This is a genomic window from Streptomyces sp. NPDC026062, from assembly GCF_055568375.1.
Genome location: NZ_JBVHOQ010000076.1, coordinates 1 through 16,825, shown reverse-complemented (window position 1 = coordinate 16,825; position 16,825 = coordinate 1). Strand labels below are relative to the sequence as shown.

14 protein-coding genes are annotated in these 16,825 nt (G+C 70.3%); 9 read left to right on the top strand and 5 right to left on the bottom strand.

The window, feature by feature from the left end; all coding sequences use genetic code 11:
- Window positions 1–641: 641 nt before the first annotated feature.
- Window positions 642–1,868: a helix-turn-helix transcriptional regulator gene (locus ACZ4LX_RS36770; RefSeq protein WP_467635647.1), complete on the bottom strand. Its 1,227-nt coding sequence runs from the start codon at window positions 1,866–1,868 to the stop codon at window positions 642–644.
- A gap of 175 nt (window positions 1,869–2,043) precedes the next feature.
- Between ACZ4LX_RS36770 and ACZ4LX_RS36765 the strand changes: the two genes are divergently transcribed.
- From ACZ4LX_RS36765 to ACZ4LX_RS36755, 3 genes are all read left to right on the top strand, one after another.
- On the top strand, window positions 2,044–2,253 hold the full coding sequence (locus ACZ4LX_RS36765; protein WP_467635644.1) for a hypothetical protein: 210 nt from the start codon (window positions 2,044–2,046) through the stop codon (window positions 2,251–2,253).
- A 287-nt stretch (window positions 2,254–2,540) separates the two neighbouring features.
- Entirely contained in the window at window positions 2,541–3,440 is a 900-nt protein-coding gene (locus ACZ4LX_RS36760; RefSeq protein WP_467635641.1) for a radical SAM/SPASM domain-containing protein, read from the top strand.
- A gap of 26 nt (window positions 3,441–3,466) precedes the next feature.
- On the top strand, window positions 3,467–3,805 hold the full coding sequence (locus ACZ4LX_RS36755; RefSeq protein ID WP_467635638.1) for a hypothetical protein: 339 nt from the start codon (window positions 3,467–3,469) through the stop codon (window positions 3,803–3,805).
- A 367-nt stretch (window positions 3,806–4,172) separates the two neighbouring features.
- Here ACZ4LX_RS36755 and ACZ4LX_RS36750 read toward each other — a convergent pair whose 3' ends face one another.
- From ACZ4LX_RS36750 to ACZ4LX_RS36735, 4 genes are all read right to left on the bottom strand, one after another.
- Window positions 4,173–4,892, bottom strand: a complete 720-nt coding sequence (locus ACZ4LX_RS36750; RefSeq protein ID WP_467635636.1) for a hypothetical protein — start codon at window positions 4,890–4,892, stop codon at window positions 4,173–4,175.
- Window positions 4,893–5,080: 188 nt separating this feature from the next.
- Window positions 5,081–7,582, bottom strand: a complete 2,502-nt coding sequence (locus ACZ4LX_RS36745) for a Tox-REase-5 domain-containing protein (RefSeq protein ID WP_467635633.1) — start codon at window positions 7,580–7,582, stop codon at window positions 5,081–5,083.
- A 240-nt stretch (window positions 7,583–7,822) separates the two neighbouring features.
- The gene (locus ACZ4LX_RS36740) at window positions 7,823–8,434 is read right to left on the bottom strand and encodes a DUF1349 domain-containing protein (protein WP_467635630.1); all 612 of its coding nucleotides are present in this window, start codon (window positions 8,432–8,434) and stop codon (window positions 7,823–7,825) included.
- Window positions 8,431–9,951, bottom strand: coding sequence for an aldehyde dehydrogenase (NADP(+)) (locus ACZ4LX_RS36735; protein ID WP_467635627.1), 1,521 nt, complete (start codon window positions 9,949–9,951; stop codon window positions 8,431–8,433). Before ACZ4LX_RS36735 ends, ACZ4LX_RS36740 begins: the two co-directional genes overlap by 4 nt.
- Before the next feature lie 157 nt (window positions 9,952–10,108).
- Here ACZ4LX_RS36735 and ACZ4LX_RS36730 point away from each other — a divergent pair, with 157 nt between their 5' ends.
- From ACZ4LX_RS36730 to ACZ4LX_RS36705, 6 genes are all read left to right on the top strand, one after another.
- Window positions 10,109–10,879 carry an IclR family transcriptional regulator gene (locus ACZ4LX_RS36730; RefSeq protein ID WP_467635624.1) on the top strand — a complete coding sequence of 257 codons (771 nt, stop codon included), beginning with the start codon at window positions 10,109–10,111 and terminating at the stop codon, window positions 10,877–10,879.
- A gap of 371 nt (window positions 10,880–11,250) precedes the next feature.
- The gene (locus tag ACZ4LX_RS36725) at window positions 11,251–12,537 is read left to right on the top strand and encodes a phosphatase PAP2 family protein (RefSeq protein ID WP_467635786.1); all 1,287 of its coding nucleotides are present in this window, start codon (window positions 11,251–11,253) and stop codon (window positions 12,535–12,537) included.
- A 151-nt stretch (window positions 12,538–12,688) separates the two neighbouring features.
- The gene (locus ACZ4LX_RS36720; RefSeq protein WP_467635621.1) at window positions 12,689–14,140 is read left to right on the top strand and encodes a peptidoglycan D,D-transpeptidase FtsI family protein; all 1,452 of its coding nucleotides are present in this window, start codon (window positions 12,689–12,691) and stop codon (window positions 14,138–14,140) included.
- 245 nt (window positions 14,141–14,385) lie between these two features.
- Window positions 14,386–14,961, top strand: coding sequence for a SigE family RNA polymerase sigma factor (locus ACZ4LX_RS36715; RefSeq protein WP_467635618.1), 576 nt, complete (start codon window positions 14,386–14,388; stop codon window positions 14,959–14,961).
- Window positions 14,958–15,677, top strand: coding sequence for a hypothetical protein (locus tag ACZ4LX_RS36710; protein ID WP_467635615.1), 720 nt, complete (start codon window positions 14,958–14,960; stop codon window positions 15,675–15,677). The genes ACZ4LX_RS36715 and ACZ4LX_RS36710 overlap by 4 nt, the downstream gene beginning before the upstream one ends.
- Window positions 15,678–15,828: 151 nt before the next feature.
- Window positions 15,829–16,713 (top strand): pectate lyase, encoded by an 885-nt coding sequence (locus tag ACZ4LX_RS36705; RefSeq protein WP_467635613.1) that lies wholly within the window; start codon window positions 15,829–15,831, stop codon window positions 16,711–16,713.
- Window positions 16,714–16,825: the final 112 nt, after the last annotated feature.

Below are 16,825 nucleotides of genomic sequence, written 5' to 3'. Positions count from 1 at the left end.
CTCCTGCGCGTCCGGCGACCAGGTCCGCGCATCCCCCACCAGATCACTCACACACCGTCAACGAGCCTGAACCCAAAGCGTTTCGGATCAATAGGAGGGGGAGCCGCACTAGGTCGTGACGGTGTCGCTGACAGGGAAGCGTTTGCCCGCCTCGCTGCCGTTGGCCGCATGAATGAGCCGGATCAATTCCGCGTACTGATGGGCCTATACAACGCGTATGGGCGAAGGTGACAGCGATGGAACCGACGCGTGTTGTCCTCGGCCCGAATGGGTGGCACCCCTCGGATGCTCCGGCCCCGCCCGGATTGGTGGCGTGGCGCTTTCCTCGCTCGCTGGCCGTCCGGCACCCCGAGGAACCCGACCTAATGCCCCGTCGCCCGAGAGCCCGAGAGGGGCACCCCCGGAACTACGGCAAGCGACGCTGACCACCTAGGAACGTTCCTACGTGACCCCCGATGACCGGCCCCGCTGCGGGTTCGGGCATCGGGGGTTTCGTGCGTTTCCGGGCCCTTCGAAAGAAAGGTCAAGGTTCCGGCCGGCTCAGGACCCTCGGGCGGAACTGCCCAACGAGCACAAGGATTTTTGCCGCCTAAGTTTTGAAGGCGTGGCACGCGCGGGGAGGGGTCCACGTAGGAACGTTCCTAGGTGCTCTCACCGCGCGGGAGTGCCTTCAACCCCTGGTACGCCTCCCGCAGGTCTGACGCTTCCGGGAGCTGTCGTTGTTCCACGGCCTTGACTACCTCAAGCGCACGCCAGTGATTCGACGGCACGATACGGCCAGACAGTATGGCCCGCTGTGCTGCGTTACACGCCTCATCCAGCCGGTCACCGCCGAGCAGTGCCAGCGCCAAATCGATGTTCGCGGACGCCACCCGGCGCGGCCATTTCTCCACATCGTCAGCAGGAGCGAGCCGCGCGATTACCTGCCGTGCGTAGTCCTCCGCTGCGGGATCTCCCACCCATGCCAGCGTGGTTGCTGTGTAGGCCAGCGCCTTGCCAGGGTCATATTGATAGTGATGCTCGGTGCCCTTGCGCGGAACCATTGCGGCCGACATGCGTTGAACTCGCTCAATGGCCGCGTATGTTTCGGGCCCTTCCCCGAGTCGCGCTCTCGCCCGGCCCTCCTGCGCTGTCGCTTGAATTGCAGCGGACGTTCCGGCCGGGGCCAACTCCTGTGCAATCTGTGCGAGTTCTAGCGCGCGTGCGTAATCACCATCTGTGAGCACTCGCCAAGCATCCGTCTCGTAACACCACGCCTCGATTTCGCGATGCTCCGCGTGCTGCGCAAGGGTGGCCGCCGTCTGCAAACGAGCCGTCGCCGCATGTTCCTGGTTCAGGTCGATATGCAGCGTGGCACCCAAGAGTTGGAACCACCCTCCGACGGCATATAGGCGGCGCTGTTCCGCAAGGGTCATGCGCGCATCCATGAGATGGGACACATAAGCGGAATGCTTCCTTACCCTTTCGAGCAAGTCTTGCGGCGGCGACACAGGGTATTTCATTGCCAGTTCATCGAATGCATGCTCTAGGCGACCGAGCGTTTCTTTGCCCACATCGCTAGCGGATACGCGCCGCGCCAATTCGAGGGCGTCGAACTCGTCGTCACTATCTGACGATCCGTCAGAAAGCCAAGCCGTGCGCGACTGTGGCGGAGCGTACGCGTCCGGAACTAGCAGTGCGTCGAGTTCCGCCGAGGTGAGCGATAGCGCCTTTGCGATCTTCGGTCGCTGCCAAGGTTGCGGGTCAGTCTTTCCGCTTTCCCAGCGCTGGACTGTTGAGCGATCAACGCCGACCGCTTCCGCGAATTCCTCTTGGTTGTACCCGCACGCTTTCCGGCACTCCGCCAATCTCCGCCGCCTGCTGGTCATCGTGGCCGGTCTCCTCTCGGGAAATGCCCGTCTGCCCTGGTCAGCGTATCCAGTGCGGCCAGGGTGCGGCATGAGTGCGGCCTTTCTGCTGTGGTTCCTGCCGCCTCACCACGCTTGCCTAGGCCAACACCCAGCACTACCAGCGGACTTGATGGGACGGCGAACCATGGCGAGCGTGACCACGGAAGACACCGACGCACGACAGTGGGAGTACACGACGTTCGCCCCCTCGGGTGAGACGTGCCCGGCCTGCATGAAGCCGGTCAAGACCCTTGAGCGCTGCCGACGCGGGACGATCGAGCGTCAGTCCGGCTCCCCCGTCACGATCTATCGGCACATCGATTGCGCCGACCCGGAGGGGACCAAGCGGCGGGCCAAGCGGTGACAGCCGCCGCGAAGGCACACAAGCGCCGTACGCACCCTCTCCCGCCCCCGAAGCTAGTCACCCTCATAGACGGCCCCGCAAGCCCGCACAGGGGTGGTCTACCTGCCGGGGCCGACTCATCCCCCGTCGCCGTTCCACCCCGACGACTGCCCCAACTGCGTGCCGCTGGCCTCTACCGGCCGCCTCTGAACTCCCGTCCCTGTCGAACGCATCCGGGTGCGTCCCCCGCGCATCCGCATTCTCGACAGGGGCGGGGCACCAAACACCAACGGTCATAAGGAGCTGCAATGAGCACTGCCGGAAACCGTCTCTTATTCGCGTGGCTTGAGATCACGGGACTCTGCAACGAGTTCTGTGATCACTGCTACGCCGACAGCGGGCCCAAGGGAACACACGGAACCATGACCGTGCGGGACTGGTTGAACGTGATTGACCAGCTTGCCGACATGGGCACCGTGGATGTCCAGTTCATCGGCGGAGAGCCGACGTTGTACCCGAGCCTGCCCGCGCTGATCGAGCACGCTCACGGGCGGGGCCTCGGTATCGAGGTGTTCTCGAACATGACCCACATCCGCCCGGAACTGTGGGACGCGTTCAGGGAGTACGGCGTCAAGCTGGCCACGTCGTACTACTCGGACAGCGCCGAGGAACACGACGCGGTGACGCAAATCCGAGGGGCGCACAAGAAGACGCGCGCCAACGTGCAAAAGGCCCTTTCCCTCGGTATCCCGCTGCGGGGCGGAGTGGTCGCCGTGCGGGACGGACAGCGAGTGCAGGAAGCGGCGCAGGACCTTACGGCGCTCGGTGTCGGCACGGTCGGCGGAGACCGTACCCGCGCATTCGGGAGGGCCAGTCAGGGGGCCGCGCCGACCATCGCTGATCTGTGCGGGCACTGCGCCCATGAGAAATGTGCCATCGGCCCGAGCGGCGACGTATGGCCGTGCGTCCTCGGTCGATTCCTGACTCTCGGCAACGTGCTGGAAACACCGATCTCCGATATCTGGGGCGGCGCGCAGATGGCCGACGTTGCGGCCGATATCGCGGCGGTGCACGGGGACGGTATCCAGTCGTGCACCCCGCCGCAGTTCCTGCCCATGTGCGGGCCGTGCGGTCCGTGCGTTCCCTCGGTCGGGCACTGTGACCCCAGGGAAGCAGAGAGCGCCGCTACCATCGCCGCACCGGCCTAATCCGCTGAATACCAGGGAGCGCGCACATGGATGATCACGGGGACGACTTCGGCCCGTGGGGGTGGGAAGGCGAGAGCAACGCCGTTCGGCGGACCGAGGACGAATGGCTCACCATCGCTCGGTACCTCCGCCACGCGGCAAACAAGCTCGGGCCGCAACTCCCGCTGTGCCTCCCTGGTGAACCGCAGCAATGCGGGCGGACAGCGCAACAGCACGTGATCGCATGGGCCGCTCACCTCAAGGCGGTTTCTCACCACCTGATCGAACAGGCCACCCCGAGTGAGGCCAGGGGGGCGCACGCCATCGGCCCTCTGTATCAGCGCCGACTGTCTGAACTGCGCGCGTCCACCTCCGCGCCGCACTGACCGACCGCACACCCGCTACCGGCCCCGTCCGTGTGCCGCCCCCGTGGCGCATGGGCGGGGTCTTGCGCTGTTCATCCCCGCTGGTCAGAGCGTCGCGGTAACCTATGGCTCTGTTGGTTCACGGGCAGGCGATGTCGCTCCAGATCTCGACGCGCATGACTCTTCTTCTCTCCAGGCTCTCGTGCGGCTGCTCGCGCAGCACGGAGGGGCCCTCCGCTCACGGGGGAACACCGATCGGGGTGCCGGTCATTCCCGGGCGCGGCGCGGCGGTCGGCTCACCTGGGGGCGGGGGGCGCGCCGGGGGCCGCCCGGGCATGTTTCGAAGTCCCGCCTGCTCCGAGCGGACGGCGCTGCTTTCGAAGTGCGCCTAGAAGACCGTGCGGTTCATAGGACGGGGCAAGGCTTCCAGCGCTCCGGCATCGCGCAGGCGCACATAGGCGTCCACGACGGCGCCGGCGTCCCCGGGCGGTGCGATGTCGAGGAGTACGCCCACTCCGCGCAGCTCCTTGCGGGCCGTACCCACCCCGTCGGGAGCCAGCGCCGCGCGCCCCGGGGAGAGGTAGCCGAGCCGGCCGACGCACAGCTGGGACTGTGTGTAGTCGTAGCCGGCGTCGTCCTCCAGGGCGTCGAGCAGGTCGTCGTCGGTCACGTCGCCGATGTCCGGCTGCCAGGTGTCCGCGATCAGTGCGAGCAGCGCGGCTTCCGGGACCTCGGCGTCGTCCGGGGAGACGACCGTCAGCACGACGGCCTGGGTCACGTACTCCGACTCGCCGCCCGCCCGTCCGGTGACGGCGACCTCCCAGCCCGGCTCGCCCGTGACCGTCAGGCTCAGGCCGGCCCCGTCCGAGGTCTGCGGGGAGTCGTGGTCGGCCCGCAGCGCGGCCGCCAGCTCCGCCTCCTCGGGCCGGAGTTCCGTGGGACGGCCGGACGCGTGGTGGTGGGTCCAGGTCCACGGCTGCCCCGCCCGGGCCGAACCGGCCGCCGGAAGCAGGGCGGGCAGCGCGTCCAGCATCGTCCTCCAGCGCCCCGCGAGTTCGAGGGGCGACTCCTTCCGGGGTCCCCAGAAGCCCCGCACCACACGTCGCATGTCCTGCCTCCACCGTTGTGAGCCGTCGTAGATCCCGACCGCGACCGCGGATCGGCGCGCGCGCCCAGGCTAACGGCTGTCCCGCCCATTCCTGGCGGGACAGCCGTCAGTCGAAGGCCCGCGCGACCGCGGATCGGCGCGCGCGCCCAGGCTAACGGCTGTCCCGCCCATTCCTGGCGGGACAGCCGTCAGTCGAAGGCCCCGGGCTTCCGCGTGCTCAGCTCCGGGTTCTGCCCGGTGTGGACGACCTTGATCGGAAGGCCTTCGTCACGGAAGGCCTTCCGGGCTGCCCTGGCGACGTCCGGGTCGGAGAAGTGCCATTCGACGGGGCGCCCTCCGGAGGCGTTGACCTGTTCTGTCGCCTCCTTGACGAACTTCTCCCGGCCGGACGGGGTGAGCGTTCCCTTGTCACTCGTCGACAGATAGCTCTGGTAGCCGTTCTTCGCTTCCAGGAACGTCTGCCTGCCGGAGTCCCAGCCGTCGTACTCCACCGGAGGCTTGCCCTCCTTGGGGTTGGCGACGATGTACTCCTTGCCCCGGTTGGTGCCGGTGATCTGTTCCTGGTAGCGGAGCCACGACTCGTTCTTCCAGTTGGGCTTGGGGTTGCGGTCGCGGCTTGCCCAGTACCCGTCGCCCGCGTCGGCGGAACCGAGCTCCGGGTCCTTCAGGTCCTTGGCCCAGTCGGGCGAGTTGTAGTTCCGGGGGTCGGACGTGTCATTGCGTGCGGCGTCCGGCCACGGCTTCTTCTGCTCCAGCGCCTTGGCCGCACGGTCCTTCTCCTCGGCACGCTTCTTGTCCGTCCAGGCGGCGCGCTCCTGGTCGCGGGCCTCCTTCGCCTTGGCCTCGGCCGCCTTGTCGCAGCCGTCGTCGGCGAGGATCACATGGTCCGCAGGGCCTGCGGCGAGCACCCCGGTTCCGGATCCGGCGACGCCGGCACCTCCGTAACGGGTCCTGGGCCCGAGGGGGCCGGAGGCGATGGAGCAGCCTGTCCTGCGGGCCGCGTCCTCGGCCTTGTCGGCGGCGTCGTCGGCCTCCTTCGCCGCCTTGCGGACGCCGTCGATGTCACCCGCCTCGGCCGCCTTGCGGGCCCTGCGCGACGCCGCCCCCGCGTCCTCGGCGGCCTCGGCAATGTGGGCGGCGGCCCTGCCGACGTCGCCGGCGTTGCTGACATTTTTGAGACCCTTCGCCACGTCGTACCCGGGGATGAGCATGGAGCCGACGTTCCACAGGACGCCCGTGACGGCGCGGGTCTTCTGTCCGTTGTTCCACCGTTCGCGCACCTCGTCGCCGACGAACATGACGTCGCCGACCTCGACCACGGTGTTCAACGACGCCTTGCCCCAGTCGCCGACCGCGCCGAGGTAGTCGCCCTCGTCCCACTTGCTCGTGGCGTCCTTGGAGTCGTCCATCCACTGGCTGCCGAGCTGCTTGCCGTAGTCGGCGATGCCGGACCAGGTCGAGGGCTTGACGAGATCGATGATCCCGGTCACATCGCCCCAGAGGCCATCGACGAAGACACCCGTGCCCACCTGGGCGGTTCGGTCCCAGGCACAGCCGAGTAGGCCCCAGCCGCTGCAGTCCTCCTTCTCCTCACCGTCGCCGGAGCCATCGGATTCACCCGATTCGTCCTCGCCGGATGCGGGGATGTCGTCGTAGGCGGCCTCGGGTTCGACGGCGGTCTCGGGGTAGGTCTCCGTGCCGGGCCTGTCGTTACCCGATCCGTCGGGGCCCCCGGCGCCCCCGCCCGCTCCCGCACCGCCCGCGTCCGCACCGCCGACCACTGCGGCGCCCTCGCCGCCGGCCCCGCCCGCACGGCCGGAATCAGTACCGGTACCGGCGTCACCATCGCCGGCCCCGCCCGCTCCCGCACCGCCTGCCCCGCCCGCACGGCCGGAATCAGTACCGGTACCGGCTGGGCCGTCGGCGGCCCCGCCCGCTCCCGCACCGCCCGCGTCCGCACCGCCGACCACGGTGGCGCCCTCGCCGGCGCCTCCCTTGCCCGCGCCGCCCGCGCTGTCGCCCGCGTTCACCGTGCCGCTGCCGGTGCCCGTCGCCGGGCAGGACGTGCCCGTGACGGAGCAGACCGCGGCCTGGAAGCGGTCCGAAACCGGGCCGCCCACGCCCGCCAGCAGCAAAGCCACGACGATGGCCGCGACGAGCATGACCAGCCCGACGTACTCCAGGGTCGACTGCCCCCGGTCCCGGCGCCAGGTGATCATGTGGGGCAGCGAGAAGTCCGGCTTGCCCTCCCGTTCCCGCTCCGGGAGCCGGAACCATTCGCGGCTCTCCGGCCGGGTCAGGAACACCAGGATCAGCACCGGCAGGAACACCTGCGTGAAGCCGCGCAGGGATCCGTCGGCGGCATTGGCCGCGCCGCTGATGATCAACCACACCTGTACGGCGACGAGTCCGCCCCATACACCCCGCCCGCCGGTCCACACCCGCCGCGAGAGCAGCCAGCCCACGGCACCGGGCGCGGCCCCGTACAGCAGGAGGCCGATCGCGACGCCGTCCAGCGCGTCGGCGGCGAGCGCGGAGCCGAACAGGCCTGCGCCCCCCAGCAACGTCGCGCCGAACAGCACAAGAAGCAGCAGCCGGGCCGCACCCATGGCGCGCGGCAGCGCGCGGCGCCCCGCCCCGGGCTCGGGCCCCACGGCTCCGTACGCCGATATGCCACCTGTCGCAGACATGACTGGCCCCCCAACCCGCACTGCCCGCAGGCAGAATGACGACCCCTCAGGCTAAGAGACCGGGGCTCCCCCCGTCATGGGCCCCAGGACCCAACTCGGGCCCCAGCCCGGCTGGGCCTCCCCCGGAGGCGGTCAGCACCCGCGCGTGGTGGCGGGCACCACGAGGCGCGGCACCGGATGGCTGTCCGCCCCAAGGCGGACAGCCGGGCCGGCGGTCATCGATGTGCGCAACCGGCCCGGTCAGCTGCCGTCGCGCAGGTCGGCGATCCCTGTCGGCCGGAACTCGATCCGGTCGAAGGAGACCTCGCAGCCGTCACCGGTGGGCGACTGGGCGAGGAAGCCGATGGACGCGCGGGCGCCCCCTTCCGGATCGCCCAGGGCGAAGACGCGGACGAAGGTCCACTTCTCGCCGTCGGGCGAGGCATGGCAGGCGTAGGCGTTGCCGGTGCGGCTCAGACGCAGCCAGTAGGTGTCGCCGTCCACGACGAAGGAGTTGACGTCGTCGGAGTATCCGCGGGTGACGACGGTGCAGATGGTGGGGCGGTCCGGGGAGAGCTCCAGACAGATCTTGGCCCACTCCCGGTCGCCCACATGGAGATAGAGGACCCCCGCGTCGAAAGTGGCGGCGAAGCCGGCCTTCACCCGGGCGATGAGCTGGAAGTCGCCCTCGGGGGCGGTGCCCAGCAGCCGGGGCGCGTCGCTCTCGCTGTCGAGGGCGGCGCCGCCCGGCGGGACGAATCGGTCCTGCCGGGCGCCCGCGCGGCCGGTGAGGACGCCGTCCTCGTGGCTCCAGCCCGCGGCGGGCCCGAACGGCTCCAGCTCGAAGGGGAGTTCGGGAAGGTGCAGGGTCATTCGGGTCGTCCGTTCACGCGGCGGGGCAGGCCCAGCGGGTTGTCCTCGCGCAGCTCCGGCGGGAGCAGCGCCTCGGGGGTGGTCTGGTAGCTGACCGGGCGCAGCCAGCGCTCGATCGCGGTGGCGCCGACCGAGGTGGAGGTGGAGGTGGTGGCCGGGTAGGGGCCGCCGTGGTGCTGGGCGGGGGCGACGGCGACGCCGGTCGGCCAGCCGTTGACCAGGACGCGTCCGGCGAGCGGGGTGAGCGCGTCGAGCAGCGCGGCGGCGCTGTCGTCGGTCTCGTCGGTGGCGATCTGGAGCGTGGCGGTCAGGTTGCCGGGCAGCCGCGACAGGACGGCGGTGATCTCGTCGTCGGAGGTGTAGCGGGCGACGACGGTGACGGGGCCGAAGCACTCCTCCAGGAGGGCGTCGTGCGGCCCCTCGGTGGCGAGCAGCCGCGCCGGTACGGTCAGGAAGCCGGCCGCGACGGTGTGGTCACCGCCCGCTCCGGGCGTGACCGGGGCCTCCACCTCCGGGAGGGCGGTGCGCTCGCCGACTCCGGCGAGGAAGGCTTCGCGCATGCGGTGGTCGAGCAGGACTCCGGCCTCGGTGTCGCTGACCGCTCCGGTGAGGGACTTCAGCAGCCGGTCTCCGCTCTCGCCCGCGGGGGCCAGGACGAATCCGGGCTTGGTGCAGAACTGGCCCGCCCCCATGGTCATCGAGCCCGCGAGGCCCGTGCCGATCCGCTCGCCGCGCTCGGCGGCGGCCGCCTCGGTGATGACGACGGGATTGAGGGAGCCGAGCTCGCCGTGGAAGGGGATGGGGACCGGTCGCGCGGCCGCGGCGTCGAAGAGGGCGCGGCCGCCCCGGACGGATCCGGTGAAGCCCGCCGCACTGACGAGGGGGTGCTTGACCAGTTCGACGCCCGCCCGGAATCCGTGGACGAGGGTGACGACGTCCTCGGGCAGTCCGTGCCGCGCCGCGGCCCGGCGCAGGACGGAGGCGCACAGCTCGGAGGTCGCGGGGTGGTCGGGGTGCGCCTTGACGACGACCGGGCAGCCGGCCGCGAGAGCGCTGGCCGTGTCGCCGCCGGGCACGGAGAAGGCGAGCGGGAAGTTGCTGGCCGCGTAGACGGCGACGACGCCGAGCGGGATCTTGTAGCGCCGCAGGTCGGGCCACGGCGGGGTGCGGGTGGCGTCCTCGTGGTCGATGTGGATGTCGAGGTACGCGCCCTCGTCGACGACCTCCGCGAAGGCACGCAGCTGGGCCGCCGTGCGGGCGAGTTCGCCGGTCAGCCTGGCCGGGCCGAGCGCCGTCTCGGCGTCGGCGGCCTCGATGACGTGTTCACCGGCCTCGGCGAGCAGATCGGCCGCGGTACGCAGGAACGCGGCGCGCACGGTGCGGTCGGCGAGGGAGCCGCGTACGGCGTGAGCGGCCCGGACCGCCCGGTCGACCTCCTCCGCCGTAGCCTCCACCGCAACCTGCTCACGCGGGTTCCCGGTGCGGGGGTCGACGCTCCAGACTGGTGCTGCTGCCACCGTGATTCCTTCCGCTCCACTGCCACACACATCAGAAGTTGTTCGGTATTCTGAACAGAGTTCCTGATCGTGAATATGAAGCGACTCTATTTCCGGGCGTTCGGTGTTGGCAAGAAGTCGCAGGGTTTCGTAAGTGGGCTGGAAGGGGCATAGGGCGATGTCGGTTGCCGAGTCTGGTGGGGCGCAGGTCAAGTCCGCGGTACGGACGGTGGAGTTGCTGGAGTACTTCGCCGGGCGGCCGGGCATGCACTCCCTCGCCGCGGTGCAGGAAGCCGTCGGTTACCCCAAGTCCAGCCTCTACATGCTGCTGCGCACACTGGTCGAGCTGGGCTGGGTGGAGACGGACGCGACGGGGACGCGGTACGGGATCGGTGTGCGCGCGCTGCTGGTCGGCACCTCGTACATCGACGGCGACGAGGTGGTCGCGGCCGCCCGGCCCACCCTGGACCGGCTCTCCGACGACACCACGGAGACCATTCACCTCGCCCGTCTCGACGGGACGAACGTCGTGTACCTCGCCACCCGCCAGTCCCAGCACTATCTGCGCCCCTTCACCCGCGTCGGCCGCCGGCTGCCCGCGCACTCGACCTCGCTCGGCAAGGCACTGCTGGCCACCCACAGCGACGAGCAGGTCCGCAAAATGCTGCCCGAGACCTTGCCCGCGCTGACCGAACACACCCTGACCGACCGGGAGAAGCTCATCGAGGAGCTGCGCCTGATCCGCGAACAGGGCTACGCGGTGGACCGCGAGGAGAACACGCTGGGACTGCGCTGTTTCGGCGTCGCGGTGCCGTACCGCACCCCGGCCCGGGATGCCATCAGCTGCTCGGTGCCGGTCGCCCGGCTCACACCGGCGCACGAGCAGACGGTGAAGGACGCGCTGTTCGACGCCCGGGACCGGCTGACCCTCGCCACCCGGAGGCTCTGACCTCCGACGCCCCACCGGCGCACCGGTCCGGCCGGCCCACCGACGGGCCCGCCACGCGGTCCGCCGCCGACCCGCCATGCCGCCTGCCGCCGACCCGCCGTGCGGTCCGCCATGCGGTCGACGGTGCGATCCGCCACGACCATCGAGGACTCGAACAGCACTCCGATAACATGCTCGAATTCATGGCGATTTACCTCATCGCTCACCCAACACAGGCGAACCGTGCTGCCCGGCACGACAAGTGCCCCATGACGTGACGTACCCCACCAGCATCTAACAAATCGGCCAAACTCTTGATACCTATAGCATCGCGGGTGTTTTCGCGAATAACCAACGGAAATACGCCCGGCACTTGGCGGCGGCCACGGACGGTGCTCTATGCCGCGACAGCGGTGGTGGGCCTCGGGTTCCTCGTCGCCCTGGAGATCGCCGCGCGCCACTACGGTCTGCCGGGACCGATCGCCAGCCAGGCCCGCGAGGTGATATTCGCCCCCGCCTCGGGATTCCTGCTGTACGGCAGCATGGGCCTGATGATGGTGGTCCTCACCTGGCGGCAGCGGTTCGTCGCGATCGGGACCGCGATCGGTATCGACCTCGTCATCCTGCTGGTGCGATGGGTGGCCGACGCGCCGGTGACCCACGGCCACCCCTTCGGCAACGGCGCGCTGTGGGTGATCCTGGGGTGCGCGGTCCTCGCCGTCACCCGCCGTACCGGCCAGGAACGCCTTCTGCTGCTGAAGGGTGTCGGGCTGGGCCTGCTGCTGGTGACCGGCCGCAAGACCGGTGACACCTGGCTGCTCATCACCTCGAAGACCCGCCCGCTGGTGCTCGACCAGTACGTGGCGACCGCCGACCACGCGCTGGGCAACCCCTCGTGGCTGGTGGGGCGGCTGGTGAGGTCCACCGGCTCGTTCGGTGAGGTCTTCCTCAACTCCGTCTACACCCAGCTCGCCGTGGCCGCGGTCGTCGTCGCGATGTACCAGCTGCGCAAGGTCGCGGTCGAACGCCGCTTCCCGGCCCACCATCTGGTGCGCACCTTCCTGGTCATCGGCCTTCTCGGGCCGGCCATCTACATGATCTACCCGGTCGTGGGACCGGTCTTCGCCTTCGGCGCCGACGGCGGGCACTGGGCCGTGGCCAACCTGTGGCCCGACACGATGCCGCCGCGCAGCGGCCCGCAGCACATGCCGTTCGACGACTTCACCCCGCGCAACTGCATGCCCAGCCTGCACACGGCGTGGGCCACCACGATCTTCATCCACTCCCGCAAGGGCCCCAGGCTCCTGCGGTTCGCGGGTACGTTCTGGCTGGCCGCCACCCTCGCCGCGACGCTGGGCTTCGGCTACCACTACGGCATCGACATCATCACCGGCGTGATCTTCACCCTCACCATCGAGACGGCCCTGCGCTCGCTCGAACGCGGCTGGGACCGTTCCGGAACCCAGCTGGTCGCTTACGGCGCGACGGTCTTCACCGCGATCCTGGTGGCCTCCCGCTATCTGTCGACGCCGATGGCCGCCCATCCGTGGCTCTTCGGCCCCCTGCTCGTCCTGGCCACCGCCTCGGTGATCTACGCGTACGTGCGGACCACCCGGCAGTGGGACCCGAAGCCCGCACCGGCGGCGCGGCAGCCGGAGCTTCAGCCCGAACTGGTCTGAGCCGCCGCGACGGTCCGTCTCCCCGACCGGTGGAGACCGTCGTCCATGCCGGTACGTGGCACCGGGGCCACGTACCGGCATGGATGAGGAATGGGTGAGAAGCGGCACAACCGGGAACGGAGTGCGGCGTACCGCTCGTCCCTCCAGCGGGATGAACAAGACGATCAGGCGCGCCTCGGTCTTCTCCCTGCTGCTGGTCCTCGCCCTGCTCGGGCGGGCGACCTGGGTGCAGGCGTACCAGGCACGGGCGCTCGCAGACAACGACCACAACCGGCGGAACACCATCGCGCAGTACGCGCAGCCGCTCGGCGACATCATCGTGGCCGGCTCCCCGGTCACCGGATCGAAGAGGACGGAGGGCAGCGATCTCGCGTACAAGCGCACCTACACGGACGGCGATCTCTACGCGGCCGTCACCGGCTACGGCTCGCAGGCCTATGGCTCCACCCAGCTCGAAGGGATCTACAGCGGGGTACTGGACGGCACCGACACCCGGCTGAAGAATCCGCTGGACTCGCTGACCGGCAAACAGAACGCGCCGGGCGACGTGCTGACGACGATCGACCCGGACGTCCAGAAGGCGGCCTACGACGCGCTCGGGGACGACAAGGGCGCGGCCGTCGCGATCGACCCGAAGAGCGGGCAGATCCTGGGGATGGTCTCCTCCCCGTCCTACGACCCCTCCGCCATCAGCGGGACGACGGACGGCGACACCTGGCAGAAGCTGCTCGCGGACCCGGACAAGCCGCTGGTCAACCGCGCGCTGCGGCAGCCGCTGGCGCCCGGTTCGACGTTCAAGCTGGTGGTGGCGTCGGCAGCGCTGGAGAACGGGCTGTACGGCTCCGTCGACGAGCCGACGAAGAGCCCCGTCCCGTACACGCTGCCCGGCACCAGCACCGTTCTGAGGAACGAGAGCGCCACCGCGCCCTGCGAGAACGCGACGCTGCGGGTGGCGCTCCAGTACTCCTGCAACAACGTCTTCGGCAAGGTCGCCGCAGATCTCGGCCAGGACAAGGTGCGGGCGATGGCGGAGAAGTTCGGCTTCAACGCCGAGAAGCTCGATGTGCCGGTCAGGGCCTCGAAGAGCGTCTACCCGTCCGGGATGGACGCGGCACAGACGGCGCTGAGCGGCATCGGCCAGTTCGAGGTCACCGCGACGCCGCTGCAGATCGCGATGGTCTCCGCCGCCCTCGCCAACGACGGCGAGCTGGCCGCCCCGCACATGGTCTCCAAGGTGACGGACTCCGAGGGCGGCACGCTTCAGGACTATGCGGACGGCGACACGAAGCGCGTCGTCTCCTCGTCCACCGCCAAGCAGCTCCGCAGCGCGATGGTGACCGTGGTGGAGCAGGGCACCGGCACCAACGCCCGGATCGACGGCGCCGAGGTGGGCGGCAAGACGGGCACCGCGGAGAACGGGGTGGGCAACAGCAACACCCCGTACGCCTGGTTCACCTCGTATGCGAAGGACGACTCCAGCGGCCGTGAGGTCGCGGTCGCGGTGATCGTGGAGGACTCGGGTTCGGCGGCGTCGGAGGTCAGCGGCAACGGCCTCGCGGCCCCGATCGCCCAGAAGATGATGAAGGCCGCGCTCCAGCGGTAGAGCCCGGAACACAAAGAACGTCCCGGCACCACCCCCTCCCCCCGGGGGCTCCGGGACGTTCTTTCTGTTCCGGGCTCTTCAGGTTTTCGCTCTGTTACGCCTTACTGGGTGACACACCCGCGTCGAAGCGCTTCCGGGGCACGCTGGTACGCTCTCGCCCCGCCGCCCACCGCGGGCGGCGGCTGGGAACGTACACAGTCCGGCACACGCAGGCACCGGAACGCGAGCGCAGAGATGAGGTAGCTGTGGGCCCGTCCATCAACCACGCCGATGCCGCTGCCGCCGAGTTCCATGAGTTCTTCGAGGCCCATTACGCCGAACTCGCCCGGCTGGCCCATCTGCTGACCGGAGAGGCGGATGCCGCCGACGATCTGGCGGCCGACGCCCTGCTGGCGCTCTGGCACCGCTGGGACCGGGTCAGGAACGCCGACCACCCGGTGGCGTACGCACGCGGCGTCGTCGCCAACATGGCGAGGACCCGGATCCGCAGCGCGGTGCGCGAGCGGCGGCGGATCGCGCTGTTCTGGGCGCCGCGCGGCAGCGGGGACGCCGTCGACGACCCGGATGTGTCGGCGGTCGTCGACGTCCAGGGGGCCCTGCGCAGACTGCCGTTCCGCAAGCGTGCCTGTGTGGTGCTGCGGCACGCCTTCGACCTCTCGGAGCGGGACACCTCTCTGGTGCTCGGCATCTCGGTGGGTACGGTGAAGAGCCAGACCTCGCGTGCCGTCGCGGAACTGCAGCGGCTGCTGGGTCCCGAGACGTCCACCGCCGCACATGTGCAGGCGGCCGTCGCGGCGCAGCCCAGCGGAGGAGACCGGTGAAGGACGAGGAGCTGTCCGTGCGGCTGCGGGAGGCCGCCGAGGCGCACCGCCCCGGCCGGGAGCGGATGCTGGCCCGGGTCGAGCGCGGCATGACCGAGGGCCGCGCACCGGCCGGCCCGGCCAGGCCGCCCCGTGCGGCGGCGCCGTGGCTGCGGGTCGCGGGGGCGACGGCCGCGGTCTGCGGCGTGCTGGCGTTCGGCGCGGTCGCCGTCACCTCCGCCGGTGAGGGCGGATCTCACGGGGAGCGCGTGGCCGCGCCCGTGACGCCCGCTCCCACCCCGTCCGTGACACCGCCCGCGGCTCTCGGCCCGTTGCGGACGGAGGACGGGCCGCTGTGGACGGACGGTGCCGTCGATCCGCACTCCAACGCGTACTGGGCGCAGAGCGATGTGACGCTGCGGACGGCCGAACCGCTGTCCGCGCTCACCGTGGAGCTGCGGATCGCGCTCACCGGCGGGGTGAACAGCACCGGCTCCTGGCGTTCGCTGCCGGGGAAGGACTTCACCGTGTCGGTGACGGAGGACGGCGGCTATCTCGTCTACCGGTGGGCGCTGAAGCCGGGCCGGACCGTCCCCGCCGGTACCCACACGTTCGCCGGGCAGTACAACCACGCCGAGGGCGACCGGGACGCGGCGGGCGACTACCTGACCGCGCACGCGGTCCGCACCTCCGGCGAACGGGCCTCGGTGGGCGACTACTTCGGCCCGGACCACTGACCGGACGGCCCGGCACGGGCCGGCACGGACGGTCCGGCACGGGCCGGCGCGTCCCGGCGGAAAGTAGGCGGCTGAACCCGGCAACCCCCGGCCCCCCGGTGGCGACCAAGGAGCGCAACGCTCCCCCACCACCAAGGAACGGGACACCGACATGCAGAATCGAGCCGCACCGCAGCAAAGCCGAGCACCGCACGAGAACCCCGCCCCGCACGGCAGCCACGCACGGCGCACCGGCCGCCGCCGCGTGATCGCCGCCTCGGCCACGGCACTGGCGCTCACCGGCGCCGCGCTCACCACCGGATTCCTGGTCCAGTCCGCCGACGCGGCCCCCGCGGCCGCCGCGGCCGCCGCCTGGCCGACGCCCTCGGGTTCCCAGGCCGTCTCGGCGACGATCAAGGTCTCGGGGACGTACGACGGCGGGCTGAAGCGCTTCTACGGAAGCGGGGACCTGGGCGACGGCGGGCAGGACGAGGGCCAGGACCCGATCTTCGAACTCGCCGACGGTGCGGTCCTGAAGAACGTCGTCGTCGGCTCACCCGCCGCCGACGGCATTCACTGCAAGGGCAGTTGCACGATCCAGAACGTGTGGTGGGAGGACGTCGGCGAGGACGCGGCGTCCTTCAAGGGAACCTCGTCGAGCGCCACGTACAAGGTGACCGGCGGCGGTGCCAGGAAGGCCGCCGACAAGGTCTTCCAGTTCAACGGCGCGGGCACGCTGACGATCAGCGGCTTCCAGGTCTCGGACTTCGGCAAGCTCGTGCGGTCGTGCGGCAACTGCTCCACGCAGTACAAGCGCACGATCGCGGTCAGCGACGTCGATGTGACGGCACCGGGCAAGGCCCTGGTCGGGATCAACACCAACTACGGGGACACCGCGACGCTGAAGTCCGTCCGGATCCACGGCGACAGCAGCAAGAAGATCAAGCCGTGCGTCCGCTACACGGGCAACGACGACGGTGACGAGCCGACGGAGACGGGCAGCGGTCCCGACGGCACGTATTGCAAGTACAGCAGCTCGGACATCAGCTACGACTGAGCCGCGGCAGCCATGTGAGGGGTGGCCCCCCCCGCCCGGGCGGGGGGGGGCCCCGCCCAAGGGGGGCGGCCGGCGCACCCGCGGGCCGCCCCCCCCCAGGCGCCCCGGGGCC